The 15,857-nt window shown below is 71.8% G+C and carries 16 protein-coding genes; 8 read left to right on the top strand and 8 right to left on the bottom strand.

The genetic code is table 11. The annotated features are described in order from the left end of the window. Positions 1–77: 77 nt before the first annotated feature. Both GA0070612_RS11190 and GA0070612_RS11185 read left to right on the top strand, forming a co-directional pair. Positions 78–470 (top strand): hypothetical protein, encoded by a 393-nt coding sequence (locus tag GA0070612_RS11190; RefSeq protein ID WP_088991408.1) that lies wholly within the window; start codon positions 78–80, stop codon positions 468–470. Next, positions 463–879 (top strand): hypothetical protein, encoded by a 417-nt coding sequence (locus GA0070612_RS11185; RefSeq protein ID WP_088987850.1) that lies wholly within the window; start codon positions 463–465, stop codon positions 877–879. Before GA0070612_RS11190 ends, GA0070612_RS11185 begins: the two co-directional genes overlap by 8 nt. A gap of 52 nt (positions 880–931) precedes the next feature. Here the strand turns inward: GA0070612_RS11185 and fabG are convergent, their stop codons facing one another. Together fabG and GA0070612_RS11175 are read right to left on the bottom strand one after the other, a co-directional pair. Beyond that, on the bottom strand, positions 932–1,690 hold the full coding sequence (gene fabG, locus GA0070612_RS11180) for a 3-oxoacyl-ACP reductase FabG (RefSeq protein ID WP_088987849.1): 759 nt from the start codon (positions 1,688–1,690) through the stop codon (positions 932–934). Between the two features lie 42 nt (positions 1,691–1,732). Then, the gene (locus tag GA0070612_RS11175) at positions 1,733–3,385 is read right to left on the bottom strand and encodes an alpha-amylase family protein (protein WP_088987848.1); all 1,653 of its coding nucleotides are present in this window, start codon (positions 3,383–3,385) and stop codon (positions 1,733–1,735) included. A 57-nt stretch (positions 3,386–3,442) separates the two neighbouring features. Here GA0070612_RS11175 and GA0070612_RS11170 point away from each other — a divergent pair, with 57 nt between their 5' ends. Then, positions 3,443–4,057 (top strand): DUF1349 domain-containing protein, encoded by a 615-nt coding sequence (locus GA0070612_RS11170; RefSeq protein ID WP_088987847.1) that lies wholly within the window; start codon positions 3,443–3,445, stop codon positions 4,055–4,057. 60 nt (positions 4,058–4,117) lie between these two features. Beyond that, positions 4,118–4,789 (top strand): DedA family protein, encoded by a 672-nt coding sequence (locus tag GA0070612_RS11165; protein WP_088987846.1) that lies wholly within the window; start codon positions 4,118–4,120, stop codon positions 4,787–4,789. A gap of 51 nt (positions 4,790–4,840) precedes the next feature. On the opposite strand, the gene GA0070612_RS11160 is transcribed toward GA0070612_RS11165, so the two are convergent. From GA0070612_RS11160 to GA0070612_RS11150, 3 genes are all read right to left on the bottom strand, one after another. Beyond that, positions 4,841–6,226 (bottom strand): chitinase, encoded by a 1,386-nt coding sequence (locus GA0070612_RS11160; protein WP_088987845.1) that lies wholly within the window; start codon positions 6,224–6,226, stop codon positions 4,841–4,843. Positions 6,227–6,330: 104 nt separating this feature from the next. Next, positions 6,331–7,074, bottom strand: coding sequence for a YidC/Oxa1 family membrane protein insertase (locus tag GA0070612_RS11155; RefSeq protein WP_088987844.1), 744 nt, complete (start codon positions 7,072–7,074; stop codon positions 6,331–6,333). Positions 7,075–7,176: 102 nt separating this feature from the next. Then, on the bottom strand, positions 7,177–7,470 hold the full coding sequence (locus GA0070612_RS11150; protein WP_231924532.1) for a DUF6412 domain-containing protein: 294 nt from the start codon (positions 7,468–7,470) through the stop codon (positions 7,177–7,179). Between the two features lie 158 nt (positions 7,471–7,628). On the opposite strand from GA0070612_RS11150, the gene GA0070612_RS11145 reads away from it, so the two are divergent. The 3 genes from GA0070612_RS11145 (at position 7,629) to GA0070612_RS11135 (ending at position 11,209) form a co-directional block, all read left to right on the top strand. Continuing rightward, entirely contained in the window at positions 7,629–8,765 is a 1,137-nt protein-coding gene (locus tag GA0070612_RS11145) for a carboxylate-amine ligase (RefSeq protein ID WP_197699348.1), read from the top strand. Between the two features lie 23 nt (positions 8,766–8,788). Beyond that, entirely contained in the window at positions 8,789–10,168 is a 1,380-nt protein-coding gene (locus GA0070612_RS11140; protein ID WP_088987842.1) for an FAD-dependent oxidoreductase, read from the top strand. Between the two features lie 72 nt (positions 10,169–10,240). Beyond that, a complete protein-coding gene (locus GA0070612_RS11135; RefSeq protein ID WP_088991406.1) occupies positions 10,241–11,209 on the top strand; it encodes a LacI family DNA-binding transcriptional regulator in 969 nt (322 codons plus the stop codon). 189 nt (positions 11,210–11,398) lie between these two features. On the opposite strand, the gene GA0070612_RS11130 is transcribed toward GA0070612_RS11135, so the two are convergent. The 3 genes from GA0070612_RS11130 to GA0070612_RS11120 form a co-directional block, all read right to left on the bottom strand. Then, positions 11,399–12,352 (bottom strand): carbohydrate kinase family protein, encoded by a 954-nt coding sequence (locus tag GA0070612_RS11130; protein WP_088987841.1) that lies wholly within the window; start codon positions 12,350–12,352, stop codon positions 11,399–11,401. Continuing rightward, the gene (locus GA0070612_RS11125) at positions 12,349–13,614 is read right to left on the bottom strand and encodes an AGE family epimerase/isomerase (protein WP_088987840.1); all 1,266 of its coding nucleotides are present in this window, start codon (positions 13,612–13,614) and stop codon (positions 12,349–12,351) included. Before GA0070612_RS11125 ends, GA0070612_RS11130 begins: the two co-directional genes overlap by 4 nt. 403 nt (positions 13,615–14,017) lie before the next feature. Continuing rightward, positions 14,018–14,899: a fructosamine kinase family protein gene (locus GA0070612_RS11120; RefSeq protein WP_088991405.1), complete on the bottom strand. Its 882-nt coding sequence runs from the start codon at positions 14,897–14,899 to the stop codon at positions 14,018–14,020. A gap of 63 nt (positions 14,900–14,962) precedes the next feature. On the opposite strand from GA0070612_RS11120, the gene GA0070612_RS11115 reads away from it, so the two are divergent. Further along, complete coding sequence (locus GA0070612_RS11115; RefSeq protein ID WP_088987839.1) at positions 14,963–15,835, top strand: aminoglycoside phosphotransferase family protein; 873 nt, start codon at positions 14,963–14,965, stop codon at positions 15,833–15,835. Positions 15,836–15,857 lie beyond the last annotated feature (22 nt).

Below are 15,857 nucleotides of genomic sequence, written 5' to 3'. Positions count from 1 at the left end.
GCCGAGGCGGGTTCCCCCGTTTACTACGACGGTTAGTAGGCTGTGCCGGTGACCGAGGCAACGACCGGGTGGGGCCGGTGACCAGCGTGAGCACCGACTCGCCGGTGGACGGGATCGTCGCGACGGTGTCGATCGTGCTGTCGCTGCTCGTCGCGGCGTGGGCGCTGGTCGTGGCGGTACGCCAGCGACCGCCGGATCGGGCCCAGTTCGTCGGCCTGGCCGTGCTTGAGGTGTCGTTGCTCGTGCTGGGCGTGCTGGCGCTCGTCGCGGTGGGCGGCGGGGATCGGCCCGGCGAGCCCGGCGCCTTCTTCGGTTACCTGGTCACGCTGGTCTGCCTGCCGCCGCTGGCCTGGGTGCTGGCCCGGATGGAGCCGACCCGGTGGGGTTCGGCCATCGTGTGTGCGGTCTGCCTGGTGACCCCGGTGGTGGTGGTTCGGCTGCAGCAGACCTGGGAGGTGCTCGGTGGTTGAGACCGGACCGGTCCGGCGTCGCACGAACTCCGGCCCAGGGCGGCTGCTGATCGCGGTCTACCTGCTCTTCGCCATCGCCGCGACGAGCCGGGCCGGCTTGCAGATCGCCACCAGGTTCGACGAGGCCCCGGTGGCGTACCTGCTGTCCGCGCTGGCCGCGCTCATCTACATCGTGGCGGCGGTGGGGCTGGCCCGGGCCGGGCACACCGGCCGACGGGTGGCGTTGGCCTGCTGCTCCGTGGAGCTGGTCGGTGTGGTCGCGGTCGGCATCCTGAGCCTGGTCGACAAGGAGCTGTTCCCGGACGAGACGGTCTGGTCGCAGTTCGGCAGCGGGTACGGCTACATCCCGCTGGTGCTGCCGGTGCTCGGCCTGATCTGGCTCTGGCGCACCCGCCGCGACCCCGCCTGACCCGACAGCGGGGCGCCCCCCGCGCGAGGGAACGCCCCACCCGGGGTACGGGTCAGTCCCGTGGGCCGCCGGCCACGTAGATGACCTGACCGGAGACGAAACCGGCGCCCTCGCTGGTCAGGAACGAGATGGTGTGCGCGACGTCCTCCGGGAACCCTGGGCGGCGCACCGGGATCTCGGCCGACGCGTGCTTCTTGAAGTCCTCGAAGTCGACCTTCATGCGCGCGGCGGTGGCCGCCGTCATGTCGGTGACGATGAAGCCGGGCGCGACAGCGTTGACAGTCACCCCGAACGGTCCCAGCTCGATGGCGAGCGTCTTGGTGAAGCCCTGGAGGCCGGCCTTGGCGGCGGCGTAGTTCGCCTGGCCCCGGTTGCCCAGGGCGGAGGTGCTGGAGAGGTTGACGATCCGCCCCCACCTGCGCTCCACCATGTGCTTCTGCGCGGCCTGGCTGAACAGGAACGCGCCCCGCAGGTGCACGCCCATCACGGTGTCCCAGTCGGCGCTGGTCATCTTGAAGAGCAGGTTGTCGCGCAGGACGCCGGCGTTGTTGACCAGGACGGTGGGTGCGCCCAACTCGGCGGCGATCCGTTCCACGGCTGCCTCCACCTGGTCCCGGTCGGACACGTCGGCGCCCACGCCGAGCGCCCGCCCGCCGTCGGCCGCGATGGCGTCCACCGTCTCCTTGGTGGCCGACTCCTCGATGTCGACCACGGCGACGGCCATCCCGTCAGCGGCCAACCGCCGGGCGGTGGCCGCGCCGATACCGCGCGCGGCTCCGGTGACGATGGCGACGCGGGGCTCCTCCGACATGACTACCTCCGAGTAACTTGGGGTGATCGGAGGAGCTTAGCGTCAGAACCCCCGACCCCGGCATAGGCGAATCCACCGGTATCCGTGGCCGGACACCTTCACCGCGCCGAGCTTGCCCAACTCGCCGTAGCCACGGTCGCTGAGCACGTCGATCGGCAGGTCGGCCTCCGGTTCGAGGCTGCTCAGGTCCACCTCGACGTCGTCGGTGCCCAGGTTGTGCAGGAACACCATGGTCCCGGTCGGCCCGTCCGCCCGGTGCGCGAGCACGCCGGCCGGCATCGCCACGTCGATGTGGGTGGTCGAGCCGGAGCCGATCTCGGGGGCCTCGCGCAGCGTACGGATCATGCGCTCGAACCAGGCGAGCAGCGACTTGGAGTCGCTGCGCTGGGCGGTGACGTTGACGTTCTGGTAACCGAACTCACCCTTGTCGATCACCGGACGGACCAGCTTCTCCGGGTCCGCGGTGGAGAAGCCGGCGTTCGGCTGGTACGACCACTGCATCGGGGTACGGATCGCCTCCCGACCGGGCAGCGACAGGTCCTCGCCCATCCCGATCTCCTCGCCGTAGCGCAGCACCGGCGTACCGCGCATCGAGAACTGCAGGGCGTACGCCAACTCCAGGTGCCGGCGGTCGTTGCCGAGCATCGGGGCGAACCGGCGACGGATTCCCCGGTCGTAGATGCGCATGGTCTCGTCCGGGCCGAACTGCGCGTACACCTGGTTGCGTTGTTCGGTGGTGAGCCGGGACAGGTCGATCTCGTCGTGGTTGCGCAGGAAGGTGGCCCACTGCCCGCCGACCGGCAGCTTCGGGGTGTCCCGCAGCGCCTCGATCAGGGACTCCGGGTCCTCGCGGGCCAGCGCGAGCATGAGCCGACCGTTGAGCATGAAGTCGAACAGCATGTGGATCCGGTTGCCGGAGCCACTGGCGTCGCCGAAGAACGTCGGTAGCTGGTCCGGCTCGACGTTCGCCTCGGCCAGCAGGACGGCGTCGCCGCGACGCCACTGCACGTGTTGGCGCATCTCGGTGAGGAACTCGAAGTCCTTCGGCGAGTTCGGGTTGCCCGGCTCGGTCAGCTCGATGATGAACGGCACCGCGTCCATCCGGAAGCCGGAGACGCCGAGCTGGAGCCAGAACGACATGATCTTCTTGACCTCGGCCCGGACCTCCGGGTTGGCGAAGTTGAGGTCCGGCTGGAACCGGTAGAACCGGTGGTAGAACCAGGCCTTGGCGGTCCGGTCGTAACTCCAGGTCTCGTCCTGCTCGCCGGGGAACACCATGCCCTGGTGCCGGTCGTCCGGCTCGGTGTCGGACCAGACGTACCAGTCCCGGTACGGCGAGTCCGGCGAGGAGCGGGCGGACTGGAACCACGGGTGCTCGTCGGAGGTGTGGTTGACCACCAGGTCGATGATCACGCGGATGCCCCGGTTCTGCGCCTGGTGCAGCAGCTCGGCGAAGTCGCCCAGGGTGCCGAAGCGCGGGTCCACGTTGTAGAAGTCGGTGACGTCGTAGCCGTCGTCACGGTTGGGCGACGGGTGGATGGGGTGCAGCCACAGGCAGGTCACCCCGAGACGGGCCAGATAGTCCAGTCTCCCGATCAGCCCGCGGATGTCACCGACACCGTCGCCGTCGGAGTCGGCGTACGTGTCGATGTCGAGGCAGTAGACGACGGCTTCGGAATACCAACGGTCACCCATGCCGGAGGAACATCTCCGAACGATCAGCGCGGCAAACCCTTGGTTATCGTGCCGGTCATGGGAAACGACCTCGTGCCGCCGACCGCACCGATGGACTGGTCCGAGGGCAGGTGGCTGCACCCACCGGTACGCGTCGAGGAGGGTCCGGCCGGTGAGCTGGTCGTCGAACCGGCCGCCGGGAGCGACCTGTGGCGGCGGACCAGTTACGGATTCGTCCACGACGACGCTCCGGCGCTGCTGGCGCCTCTTGCGGTGGGCGAGGCGATGGAGGTGAGCTTCCGGCTCGACTTCTCCGCCCAGTTCGACCAGGCCGGCGTGCTCGTCCGGGTCGACGAGCGGACCTGGACCAAGGCCGGTGTCGAGATGAGTGACGGCGAGTCGCAACTCGGCGCGGTGGTGACCCGGGAGTTCTCCGACTGGTCGGTGGCACCGGTGCCACAGTGGTCGGGCCGGGAGGTGACGGTGCGGGTCAGCCGCGCCGGCGACGCGCTGACCGTCCGGGCCCGCGCCGGCGACGAGCCGTGGCGACTGGTCCGGCTCACCCCGCTGGACCCGACGGTGGAGGCGGTCGCCGGTCCGTTCTGCTGCGCGCCGACCCGCGCCGGTTTGACCGTGGTGTTCACCGGTTGGCGACGGGGGCCGGCGGACACCGCGCTGCACCCGGAGGTGTAGCGACCGCCCGCTCGGGGTATCGCCGTCTGATCCCCCGAGCACCGACGCGGAAGGACGACCATGGCGTACGCCCAGAGCGGCGACCCGTCCGAGTTCACCGGGCTGACCGGGTGGGTGGCCACCGTGATCGAGGCGATGGGCCCGGTCGGCGTGGCGCTGCTGGTGGCGTTGGAGAGCATCGTCCCGCCCATCCCCAGCGAGATCGTGTTGGCGATGGCCGGTTTCCTGGCTCACGAGGGCCAGTTCAACCTGGTGGTCGTGGTGGTGGCCGCGACTGTCGGTTCGCTCGTCGGGGCGCTGGTGCTCTACTGGCTCGGCGCGGCGCTCGGCGAGGAGCGACTCAAGCGCTGGCTGGACCGCATTCCGCTGGTGGACAGCGACGACCTGGAGAGGGCCGACCGCTGGTTCGAGCGGCACGGCCGGTGGGCCGTGCTGATCGGCCGGGTGGTGCCGGTGGTCCGCAGTCTGGTCTCCGTGCCGGCCGGCGCGAACCGGATGCCGCTGGGCGAGTTCATCCTGTTCACCACGATCGGCAGTGGGGTGTGGAACGGCCTCGTCGTGGGGGCCGGTTACGCGCTGGGTAGCCGGTGGCAGGACGTCGAGCGCTACAGCGACTGGTTCAACTACGCGATCGTCGCGGTCTTCGTGGTGATGGTGGCCGTCTGGGTGGTCCGCAAGGTCCGGCGACGCCGGGAGCGCGACGACCGGCGGTCGGTGACCGCCGGTCGCTGATCCGCGCTATCGGTTACCGCCGGCACCCTGCACGGACGCCGGCCAGGACCGTCAGGGCAGGGTGTCCAGGTGCGGGGCCACCGTGCGGGCGAAGGTGTTGCCGTTGCTGACGTCCCAGTTCACCGACCAGGTCATCGCGCCGCGGATGCCGGGGTAGGTGCGCGGCGGGCGGAAGCTGCCGCAGTTGGTGCCCCGGGCCAGGCAGTCCAGTGCGGCGTTGACCACGCTGGGCGCGACGATGCCACCGCCGGCCGCCCCCGGTCCGGCGGGCAGACCGAGGCCGACCTGGTCGGGGCGGAGCCCGGCTTCCAGTTGGATGCAGGCCAGCGCGACGATGAAGTTCACGGTGCCCTGGCCGTACGCGGCGTTCTGGTCGCAGCCGAGCATCGCACCGGAGTTGTAGAACTGGGTGTTGACGACGGTGAGGATGTCCTTGATGTCGAGCGCCAGCTTGAAGTAGCCGCCGGCCGGGTTCTGCATGTCGATCGTCTGCGGCGCCATCGCGATGATCAGGCTCGACCCGATCTTGGCCCGCAGCGCGCGGAGCGCCTGCGCCATGTAGGTCGGGTTGAGGCCGTTCTCCAGGTCGATGTCGATGCCGTCGAATCCGTAGCGGGCGATCAGCGCGGCGGCCGTGTCGGCGAACACGGTGGCCGACGCGGCGTCGTTGACGGTGACCCGGCCGGTCTCGCCGCCGACCGAGAGGATCACCTTCTTGCCCCGGCTGTGCAGGGTGCGTACGTCGTTGGTGAAGTCCGCGTCGGTGTAACCGCCGAGCGACGCGGCGAGCCCGGGGTCGATGCCGAAGGTGAGCGCGCCGGGTGTCGAGGTGGCCTCGGCGAAGGCGACGGCCACCAGGTCGTACTCGGTGGGGACGTCGCGCAGCCGTAGCTCGACGGCCGGGTTGTCGAAGTTGTGCCAGTAACCGGTGAGCAGGTGCCTGGGCAGGTCACCGGTGGGCGGGTCCGTCGGCGGCGGCGTGGTCGGCGGTGGGGTCGTCGGCGGCGGTGTCGTGGGCGGCGGCGTGGTGGGCGGGGTGCCGCCGCCGCACGACGCGCCGTTGAGCTGGCAGCCGCTGGGCGAGCCGGAGCCGCTGGCCAGGAAGCCGAAGGAGACCGAGGCGCCCGGGGCGATGGCGCCGTTCCAGGACCGGTTGGTGAAGGTGTGCCGCTGGCCGGCGGAGGTGAGCAGCGCGTCCCAGTAGCTGCCGAGGGTGGTGCCCGACGGCAGGTCGAAGGCGAGGCTCCAGCCGTTGATGGTCGAGGTGCCACCGTTGGTGATGGTGTACTTCCCCTCCCAACCGGAGCCCCAGTCGGCGGTCTTGACGAAGCTGGCGGTGGGCCCGGCGGCGTACGCGGGCAGCGCCACCCAGGCCGCGCCGAGCGTGGCGGCGAGCGCGGTGACCAGGGACAGGACAAGTGATCTGGAGCGTTTCATGCGGCCCTCCGCGCCCGGCTCGGGCATCCATGGACGTCGACGTTCCGCTTATTATTAAGACAGTTAATTGTTTCTGTCCAGCTGTCGACGCGGAGGGCACCGATCTACTCGGCGTTCGCCGGCACCGCCTGCGGCCGACGGAGCACCGCCTGCTCGGCCGCCGACCACACACTCGTGGTCACCAGGTAGATCACCGCGGCGAGCGGCAGCACCAGCGCCACCAGCACAGTCGTGAACGGCAGCAGGGGCAGCAGCCGACCGAGCACGGCCGCCCCCGGTCCCTCGGTGGGCGTACCGGCCACCGTGCCGACCGCCGCCGACGCCCGACGGGCCCGCCGCGACGACCACCAGGCCACCGCCAACAACACCGCCAGCAACACGGCGAAGAGCGGACCCGCCGCCCCGGTCAGCCCGTCGGTGAGATGGTGACCCAGGGGCACCCCCGCAAGGCGCTCCTCCAGCAGCCCGGTGCCACCCTCGCTGGTGGTGAACAGCCGGTACAGGACCAGCAGGAACGGCGCCTGGAGCAGCAACGGCAGGCAGCCGGCGATCGGGTTCGCCCCCGCCTCCCGATACAACGCGAACACCTCGCGCTGAAGCGTGGCCGGGTCGTCGGCGTACCGCTGCTGGAGCTCACGCACCTGCGGTGCGAGGGCCGCGCGGCGTCGCTCCCCGCGGACCTGCACCACGGTGAGGGGCGAGATCAGCAGGCGGATGGCGATGGTGAAGAGCACGATGGCGGCGGCGGTCGCCATGCCGCCGGCCAGCGGTTCGAGCAGATCGGTGAGCCAGGACAGTGCGGTGCCAGCAGCGCCGACAGCGTCGTGCAGTGGTGCGAAGGCAAGCATGGGAAACCCCTCGGTCCGATTCCGGTGAGGTCCTCCCCTCCGGCGGCGTCCGCTCAGCAGGGGGACCGGTGACGGCGGGATCGGCCGCGCGGCGGCGTTGCGCTACGCGGCCGAGGGGTGCCCGGGAGCGCGGGGACGGGGTCGACCGGCGGCGTCCGGGTCGATCTGCCGGGGCATCCGACGACCACGGGAACGGGCCCGCAGGCCGGCCCAACGAGGTCCGACGCCAGGTGCGCCCGAGCGGTCGCGTACCCGTGCCGCCAGCATCACGGCGAGCAGCACCAACGCGGTCAGCGCGGCGCCCGCGAGCAGGTCGACCGGCCGGTCCGCGAGAAGGGTGAGCTGGGCGAACGCGTACGCCCACGCGAACCCGAGGAATCCCAGCGGCACCGGCACGGGCTCAGCATAGGACGCCGTGTCACGTCGTCCGGCCGGATCGCCGGCACGCGGGTAAGAGGTACCGCCACCACGTTTCCCGGCGTCGCCACGTTGGGTAACCAAACGACGGACCGACGCGGACGGACCGCGAACGGTAGGAACGGACGGTGGTGTCGATGACCGGCCAGGTGGCGGAGGCGCCCAGCGGAACGGCTGCGGCGACCGGATTGCTCACCGTGGGCGTCGAGGAGGAGTTCCTGCTCGTCGACCCGCACACCGGGGCTGCGGTCCCGGCCGTCGACCTGGTCATGGAGCAGGTGCCGGCGGAGTTGCGCGGGCAGGTCGAGCGGGAGTTCCAGACCAGCCAGATCGAGATCGGCAGCCCACCCGGTCTGGAACTCTCGTCGATCCGGCACTCCCTCGGCGTCCTGCGTCGGGCGCTCGCCGACGCCGCCGAGCGGGCCGGCGTACGCCTGCTCGCCATCGGCACCGGCCCGGTGGACGGCCCGGTGCCGCCGGTGGTGGACAAGCCCCGGTTCGACCGGATGATCGAGCGGTTCCAACTGCTCGTTCCCGGGCCGGGCAACAACGGCATGCACGTACACGTCGGTGTGCCCGACCCGGAGACCGGCGTGCAGGTGCTCAACCACGTCCGGCCGTGGCTGCCGCTGCTGCACGCGATGACCACCAACTCGCCGTTCGCCCGTGGCGCGGACACCGGCTACGCCAGTTGGCGGTCGGTGGAGTGGGAGCGCTGGCCGTCGGTGGCCCCGACGCCGTTCCTGGAGTCGCACGAGCACTACCAGCGGCTGATCCGTCAGTTGATCGCCAGCGGGGTGATGCTCGACGAGGGGATGCTCTACTGGTACGCCCGCCTGTCGGCGAAGTACCCGACGGTGGAGCTGCGCATCGGTGACGTCTGCCCGTCGGTGGACGACGCGGTGCTGGTCGCCGCGCTGGTCCGGGCCCTGGTGTCCACCGCGATGTCGGACGTCGAGGCCGGCCGACCGGCGCTGCGGACCGACCATCATCTGCTGGTCGGGGCGCACTGGCGGGCCGCCCACGACGGCCTGGAGGGCGAGGCCGTCGACGTCACCACCGGTGAGCTGAGCTCCACCTGGGAGCTGTTGGACCGGTTCGTGGAGCGGCTGCGGCCGGCGCTGGAACAGCACGGCGACTGGGACGAGGTGACCCACCTGCTGGGCGGGTTGCGCCGGCACGGCAGCGGGGCGGCGCGGCAACGCGCGGTGTACGCGCGCACCGGCCGACTCACCGACGTGGTGCAGGACGTCGCGCGGCAGACCCGCGGCTGAACACCTCGTGACAGGATGATCCCGTGGCGCAACGGTTGATCGTCATCGGCGGGGACGCCGCCGGCATGTCGGCGGCGTCCCAGGCCCGTCGCCGCCGTGGTCGTGACGACCTGGAGATCACGGTCTTCGAACGCGGCCATTTCACGTCCTACTCGGCGTGCGGCATCCCGTACTGGATCAGCGGCCTGGTGTCCGGCCCGGAGGCGCTGATCGCCCGGGATCCGGAGACGTTCCGCACCGAGTACGCGATGGACGTGCGGATGCGGCACGAGGTCACGACCATCGACCTGGAGCGCCGGGAGGTGGTGGCCCGGGACCTGGACGGCGGCGGCGAGGTCCGCGAGCGCTTCGACGAGCTGATGTACGCCACCGGCGCGGTGCCGGTGAAGCCAGGTTGGGCGGCCACCGACGCGGGTGGCGTGTTCGGCATGCAGACCCTGGACGACGGGGCCGCGCTGCGCGAGTGGCTGGACGCCGAGCCGCGACCGCGCCGGGCCGTGGTGGTCGGTGGCGGCTACATCGGCGTCGAGATCGCCGAGGCCCTGATCCAGCGCGGCCTCTCGGTGACCCTGGTCGAGGCGGGCACGCAGCCCATGTCGACGGTGGATCCCGACATGGGCGAGCTGGTGGCCGAGGCCATGCGCGGCCTGGGCATCACGATCCGCGCCGGCCTGCCGGTGACCGGCCTGGAGGAGCGGGACGGCCGGGTGTCCGCGGTGGTCACGGCCGAGGGGCCGATGCCGACCGACGTCGTGGTCCTGGGCCTGGGTGTACGCCCCAACTCCGCGCTCGCCGCGGCTGCCGGGCTGCCGATCGGCACGACCGGTGGGGTCCGGGTGGACCGCCGGATGCGGGTGCCGGGGATGCCCGGCATCTGGGCGGCCGGCGACTGCGTGGAGACGCTGCACCGGGTCAGCGGGATGCCCGTGCACGTGCCGCTGGGCACGCACGCCAACAAGCAGGGCCGGGTGGCCGGGATCAACATCGGCGGCGGGTACGCCACGTTCGCCGGCGTGATCGGCACGGCGGTGACCAAGGTCTGTGACCTGGAGGTCGGCCGGACGGGCCTGCGCGAGGGCGAGGCCGAGGCGGCCGGGTTCGACTTCGTCTCGGTGATCGCCGAGTCGACCAACCGGGCCGGCTACTACCCGGGTGCCCGCCCCATGACGGTGAAGCTGATCGCCGAGCGTCCCAACGGTCGGCTGCTCGGCGCGCAGATCGTCGGCTGGTCGGAGGCGGCGAAACGGATCGACGCTCTTGCCGTGGCACTGTGGAACGGCATGACGGTGGACGATATGACGGCACTGGACCTGGGCTACGCTCCGCCGTACGCGCCGGTGTGGGATCCGGTGCTCATCGCCGCCCGAAAAGCGGTCGATGCGCTCTCCGCGCTCGACCGCTGACCCGCGTTCGCCGTGGAGGACCATCCCGTGACCCAGACCCCGACCCGAGCGTCGGCGCGCCGACGCCCGACGATGGTCGACGTGGCACGACGTGCCGACGTCAGCCTGAAGACGGTCTCCCGTGTGGTCAACGACGAGCCGGTGGGGCAGGAACTGGTCAGCCGGGTGCTGGCCGCCATCGCCGAGCTGGGCTTCCGGCGCAACGACATCGCGCGCAACCTGCGCTCCCGGCAGCTCAACGCCACCGTCGGGTTGCTCATCGAGGAGATCGCCAACCCGTTCTACGCGACGATCGCCAGCGTCGCCGCCGAGATCGCCGCCGCCCACGGCACCATGCTGATCACCGCCTCGTCCGAGGAGGACCCGGAGCGGGAACGCGCCCTTCTCCAGGACTTCACCCAGCGCCGGGTGGACGGGCTCCTGGTGGTGCCGGCGGGCCTGGACCATTCGTTCCTGCGCCGCGAGGTCGAACTGGGGATGCCCGTGGTGTTCCTGGACCGGCCGCCGCAGGGCCTACAGGCCGACGCGGTGCTGCTGGACAACCGGGGCGGCAGCCACGCCGGGGTGGGCGCGCTGCTCGACGAGGGGCACCGCCGGGTGGGCCTCCTGCTGGGTGCGCCGAGCGTGCCCACGATGCGCGAGCGGTTGACCGGGGCGCGGGCGGCGTTGGACGCCGCCGGGGTCGAGGCGGACGAGTCGCTGGTCCGCGAGAGGCTGATCGCGCCGGAGGAGGCCGGGCGGGCGGTCGGTGAACTGCTCGACCTGGCGGATCCGCCCACCGCGTTCTTCTGCGCCAACAACCGGCTGACCGTCGGTGCGCTTCAGGAGTTGCACCGGCGGGGCAGTGACGCGGCGCTGGTCGGCTTCGACGACTTCGAGCTGGCCCACCTGATGCCCCGGCCGCTGACCGTCGTCGCGTACGACACCCGGGAGCTGGCCCGGGTCGCCACCGAGCGGCTGTTCAGCCGGATAGCCGGCGACGATTCACCGCCCGCCACCACAGTCCTCCCCACCCACCTGCGCCCCCGAGGCCTGGCCTGACCAACCCCGCCCTCCCGCGCTCCCCAACCCCGCGTCCCCGCCCCTCTCTTCGGTCGATCATGGAGTTGTGGTGGCCGTTTGACGGTGATCCGCGGCATATGTGGGGCACCACAACTCCATGATCGACCGGGTTCGTCAGGTCGACGGGGTTCGTCAGGTCGACCGGGTTCGTCAGGTCGACCGGGTTCGTCAGGCCTGCGGGGTCAGGAGGGCGTTGAGCTCGTTGCGGTGGGGCGGGTCGGCACCTCGGCGACCACAGGTCAGCGCGGCCACCGTGGCGGCCTGCCGGAGCACCGCGTCCCACTGCTGCTCGGTCACCGCGGCGAGGCGGTCGGCCGGTCGGTCCCCGAGCGCGTCGAGGTCGGCCAGCGCGGCGAGCAGGCCACCGGTGAACGAGTCGCCGGCACCGACGGTGTCGACAACCGTGGTGCGTACCGCCGCCGCCTCGTGCAGGGTGCCGTCCGGGGCCAGCAGCCAGGCACCCTCACCACCCCGGGTCACCACCGCGCAGGACACCCCGACCTCACGCCACTCGGCCATCACGTCGGCCACCGACCGGTCCGGATACAGCCAGGCCAGGTCCTCGTCGCTCGCCTTGACCAGGTGCGCGAGGGGCACCTGTCGGCGTACCCGGGCCTGCTCCGCCTCCCGGTCGGTGACGATGCTCGGCCGCAGGTTGAGGTCGATCGAGAGGGTGAGCCCGTCCCGGCGGCGTTCGCGGGCGAGCAGGTCCTCCAACACCTGCGCGCCGGGGGCCAGCGCGAGCGCGAGCGACCCGGTGTGGAACGCGACAGCCGACGACCCGGCCAGCTCGGGCAGCTCCTGCGGCGTCCACTGCCAGTCCGCCGCGCCGGTCAGCCGGAACTCGTAGCTGGCCTGCCCGGTGGCGTTCACCGTGGCCACCGCCACCGAGGTGGGTTCCTCGGCGCGGACCGCCCACTCCAGGTCCACCTGGTTGGTCCTCAGGTGCTCGGCGACCTGCCGGCCGTAGTCGTCGGTGCCGAGCCGGGCCAGCAGACGTACCGGCTGGTCGAGCCGGGCCAGGGTGACCGCCACGTTCGCCGGGGAGCCACCCGGCACGGCCCGTTCACCGTCGGGAGTGACCACCAGGTCGATCAACGCCTCGCCCGCGACCACGATCACGCGGTCACCTCCCCCGGTGCGAGCGGGCCGGCGCCGCCGAGCCCTTCCGCAGAACGGGACAGCAGCACCGCCTGGTACGCGTGGTAGACGTCCGGTCGGCCGTGCCATACCGTGTCGGAGGGCAGGTTCTGCGCGTCCAGCTCGTGCCGCCACCCGGTGCCGTCGATGAGGTTGCGACGGGCATACGCCCAGAAGACCCGGTACCAGTCGGCGTAGACCTCGTCGCCGGTGCGCCGGTGCAGGGTGATGGCCGCACCGACCGCCTCGGCGAGCACCCAGTGCATCCGGGAGCGGACCACCGGCCGGTCGTCCCAGTCGATCGTGTAGACGAAGCCGTCGGCCCCGTCGACCGCCCATCCGCGCCGTACGGACGCGGCGAACAGGGCGCGGGCGTCGCTGAGCAGCCAGCGTGGTGGCTGCGGGAGCACAGCCTCCAGCTCCAGCAGCAGACGGGCCCATTCGAGCCAGTGGCCGATGGTGGAGCCGTACGGGCGGAACGGGTCGGCGGGCTGGTCGGAGTTGTAGTCGGGCAGCGGCGTCCAGTCGGCGGTGAAGTGCTCGGGGAGCCGCCAGTCGTGCCGTGCGGCCTCGCCGTGCACCAGGTGGGTGGCGATCCGCAGGGCCCGGTCGGCCCAGCTCGCGTCGCCGGTCGCGGCGGTGGCCGCGAGGAACGCCTCGACCATGTGCATGCTGCTGTTGGCGCCCCGGTAGTCCTCGGTGACCGTCCAGTCCCGGTTCCACGACTCGCGGACCGCGCCGACCTCGTCGTCCCAGAACCGGTCCCGCACCACTGCCAACGCGTCGGCGAGCAACTGGTCCGCGCCCGGCCGGCCGGCACGCGCGGCGCTGGACGCGGCGAGCAGCACGAACGCGTGGTCGTAGCCGGCCTTCCGGTCGTCGACGGGTGCGCCCTGCTGGTCGACAGCGCTGAACCAGCCGCCGTACCGGTCGTCGCGCAGCAGTGTGCTGAGCGCGGCGACCCCGTGGTCGACGAGGGCGGCGGCGTCCGGGTCGCCGGCGCGGTGGGCGAGGGCGGCCACGTGGGTCATCCGGCAGGTGATCCAGGTGAACACGGGTTCGCCCCGGTCCGGGGTGCGGTCGTCGGTGAGCCACCAGAAGCCGCCCTCGGGCCGGACCGACCGGCCGGCGGTGTCGAGCAGTGTGCGGGTCTGGTCGGCGAGGAACTCGTCCAGGTCGGGCAGTTCGGGTGACCCGGCGGGAGCGGGGGTCGGGGCGGCGTCGGGGCGGGGCAGGTCGGTCATCTCAGCTGGTCACCGTCGGGTAGGGAAGGGACATACGGCCAGGATCGGCGGGCGGACCGGGTCCGCGCCGGAAAACCGTCAACAGGACACCACGAACCAGCTGGCCGTGCCGGTTGCGCAGGCGGAAGGAGGATTCCTCCCTCTCTGTCCGTTGACATCGTTGTCACTCTGCAACCCTGCTCCGGCGGCAGGTCAACTGTCAATTCCGCTTGCGTCACACCGGGCCGGGCAGCCGTGTCCGCGCCGGGCTGGGCAGCCGTGCCCGTGCCGCGCCGGCCAGCCAGGTTCGCGCCGCGCCGGCCAGCCGTGTTCGCGCCGCGCCTGATGGCGGTGTCCGTGCCGGGCGGGTTCCTGGCGTCCTCGACGGCGGGACGGCGAACCATCCCGACCGCCTGGCCTCCGGTCAGGATCGCGTCCGGAACGGGGCGAGCGTGGCACGGATCTGGTCGGCCGCACCCCAGTCGTCGTCGAACTGGGCCAGCACAGCGAGGTGTTGTCGCAGTTGGACGATCGGCATCCGGGCCTGCCAGTCGCCGTCGAGGGAGGTCAGCTCCGCGTAGACCGCGAAGAACCGTTGCGCCTCGGGCGGGGGCGCTGTCGACCACACGTGGGCGAGGTCCACCTCGGCCCACAGGTAGGACACCGCAGGGTCGATCAACGCGGGCTGCCCGTCCGCGGTGGCGAGAACGTTCTGCGCCCACAGGTCACCGTGCGTGAGGCAGGCCGGCCGGTCCGGCAGCAGGTCGGGCAGCCGGTCGCAGAGCCGCTCCAGCGCCGCCCGATCGCTCCGGTCGAGCGCCGCCTCGACCCGGGGCTCCCCGAGCCACCGGAGCAGCCGGTGCTGGGCGAAGAACGTGAAGCCGTCGTCGTGCCACCCGTTGGTCTGTCGGCGGCGACCCAGCCAGTTGTCCCGGTGCCAACCGAAGCGCGGATGCGTCGTGCTCAGGTGCAGACGAGCGAGCATGTGCGCGAACCGCTCCCAGAAGGCCTCGCTGCGCGGTCTCGGTCGCAGCACGGACAACACGAGCAGCTCCCGGTCGACCAGGATCACCTCGGGTGTCACCACGCCGCCCAGCTCACGCAGCGCGGCCAGCCCTTCGACCTCCGCCACGAACACGTCGTCGTCCGGAGCTTCGGCGAAGGCCTTCACGAACACCGACGGCGCCTCTCGGCGGGTAGCTATGCCCGCGAGCGCCGCGAGCCCACCCGTGGCGGGCTCGACCGTGACGACATCGCGCATCCCGGCTTGCGCCAGTCGGTCCAGCAGGAACGGCGCTGATCGCATCAGCACAGGATCCTTCATGTCCGGGGGCATGTTCAAGATCCGACCGCCAGGCAGGATGGCGGCATGATGCTGCCCGAAGGACTCGACTGGGTACGCGGAACGGCGACCGGCCGGAGTTGGCTGGCCACCCTCCCGACGTGGCTGGCGGAGTGCGCCGAGCAGTGGTCGCTGCGCCTCGGCCCACCGTTCCGGCAGGCGTACGCCTCACTGGCGCTCCCCGCCGATCTGCCCGACGGCACGGCGGCCGTGCTCAAGCTCCAGTACCCCGACGAGGACAGCCGCCACGAGGCCGACGCGCTGACCCACTGGGACGGTGACGGGGCGATCCGTCTGCTCGCCCACGACCCGGAGCGACGCGCCCTGCTGGTGGAGCGCTGCCGACCCGGCACTCCGTTGTACGAACTGCCGGGCGACCGGGCACTGGACGCGATGACCGGGCTGCTGCCCCGGCTCTGGCGACCGGCCGGCGGGCCGTTCACCCCGCTCGCCGAGGAGGCCGCCGGCTGGATCGACCGGATGCCCCGCAGGTGGGCGGCGCACGGCCGCCCGTACGAGCGACGGCTGTTGGACGCCGCCCTCGCCCTGCTCACCGACCTGGTGTCGAGCCAGGGCGAGCAGGTGCTGGTCAACCAGGACCTGCACGCCGGCAACGTCCTCGCCGCCGACCGCGAACCCTGGCTGGTGATCGACCCGAAGCCGCTGACCGGCGAGCGCGAGTTTTCGGTAGTACCGCTGGTGCGTGGTCCGGAACTCGGCCACTCACCGGGGGCCGTCCGGCGCCGGTTGGACCAGCTGACCGCCGAGCTGAACCTGGACCGGGAGCGGGTCCGGGGCTGGACCATCGGGCACACGCTGGCCTGGAGCCTCACCGACGACAGCGTCTTCCCGCACCAGATCGAGGTGGTCCGCTGGCTGCTCGACGGGTGGCGGAGCTGACCATGATCGACGCCATATCGGT

The sequence above is a fragment of the Micromonospora chokoriensis genome, assembly GCF_900091505.1.
In the GTDB taxonomy this organism is placed as follows: domain Bacteria; phylum Actinomycetota; class Actinomycetes; order Mycobacteriales; family Micromonosporaceae; genus Micromonospora; species Micromonospora chokoriensis.
The sequence above is the reverse complement of the archived record's forward strand: the minus strand, read 5'-3'. Positions and strand labels throughout refer to the sequence as shown.

Coding starts and splice junctions, on each gene's coding strand:
- fabG (WP_088987849.1), bottom strand. CDS start 1,690: ATGTCGGAGGAGCCCCGCGTCGCCATCGTCACCGGAGCCGCGCGCGGT.
- GA0070612_RS11175 (WP_088987848.1), bottom strand. CDS start 3,385: ATGGGTGACCGTTGGTATTCCGAAGCCGTCGTCTACTGCCTCGACATC.
- GA0070612_RS11170 (WP_088987847.1), top strand. CDS start 3,443: ATGGGAAACGACCTCGTGCCGCCGACCGCACCGATGGACTGGTCCGAG.
- GA0070612_RS11165 (WP_088987846.1), top strand. CDS start 4,118: ATGGCGTACGCCCAGAGCGGCGACCCGTCCGAGTTCACCGGGCTGACC.
- GA0070612_RS11160 (WP_088987845.1), bottom strand. CDS start 6,226: ATGAAACGCTCCAGATCACTTGTCCTGTCCCTGGTCACCGCGCTCGCC.
- GA0070612_RS11155 (WP_088987844.1), bottom strand. CDS start 7,074: ATGCTTGCCTTCGCACCACTGCACGACGCTGTCGGCGCTGCTGGCACC.
- GA0070612_RS11145 (WP_197699348.1), top strand. CDS start 7,629: ATGACCGGCCAGGTGGCGGAGGCGCCCAGCGGAACGGCTGCGGCGACC.
- GA0070612_RS11135 (WP_088991406.1), top strand. CDS start 10,241: ATGGTCGACGTGGCACGACGTGCCGACGTCAGCCTGAAGACGGTCTCC.
- GA0070612_RS11125 (WP_088987840.1), bottom strand. CDS start 13,614: ATGACCGACCTGCCCCGCCCCGACGCCGCCCCGACCCCCGCTCCCGCC.
- GA0070612_RS11120 (WP_088991405.1), bottom strand. CDS start 14,899: ATGCGATCAGCGCCGTTCCTGCTGGACCGACTGGCGCAAGCCGGGATG.
- GA0070612_RS11115 (WP_088987839.1), top strand. CDS start 14,963: ATGATGCTGCCCGAAGGACTCGACTGGGTACGCGGAACGGCGACCGGC.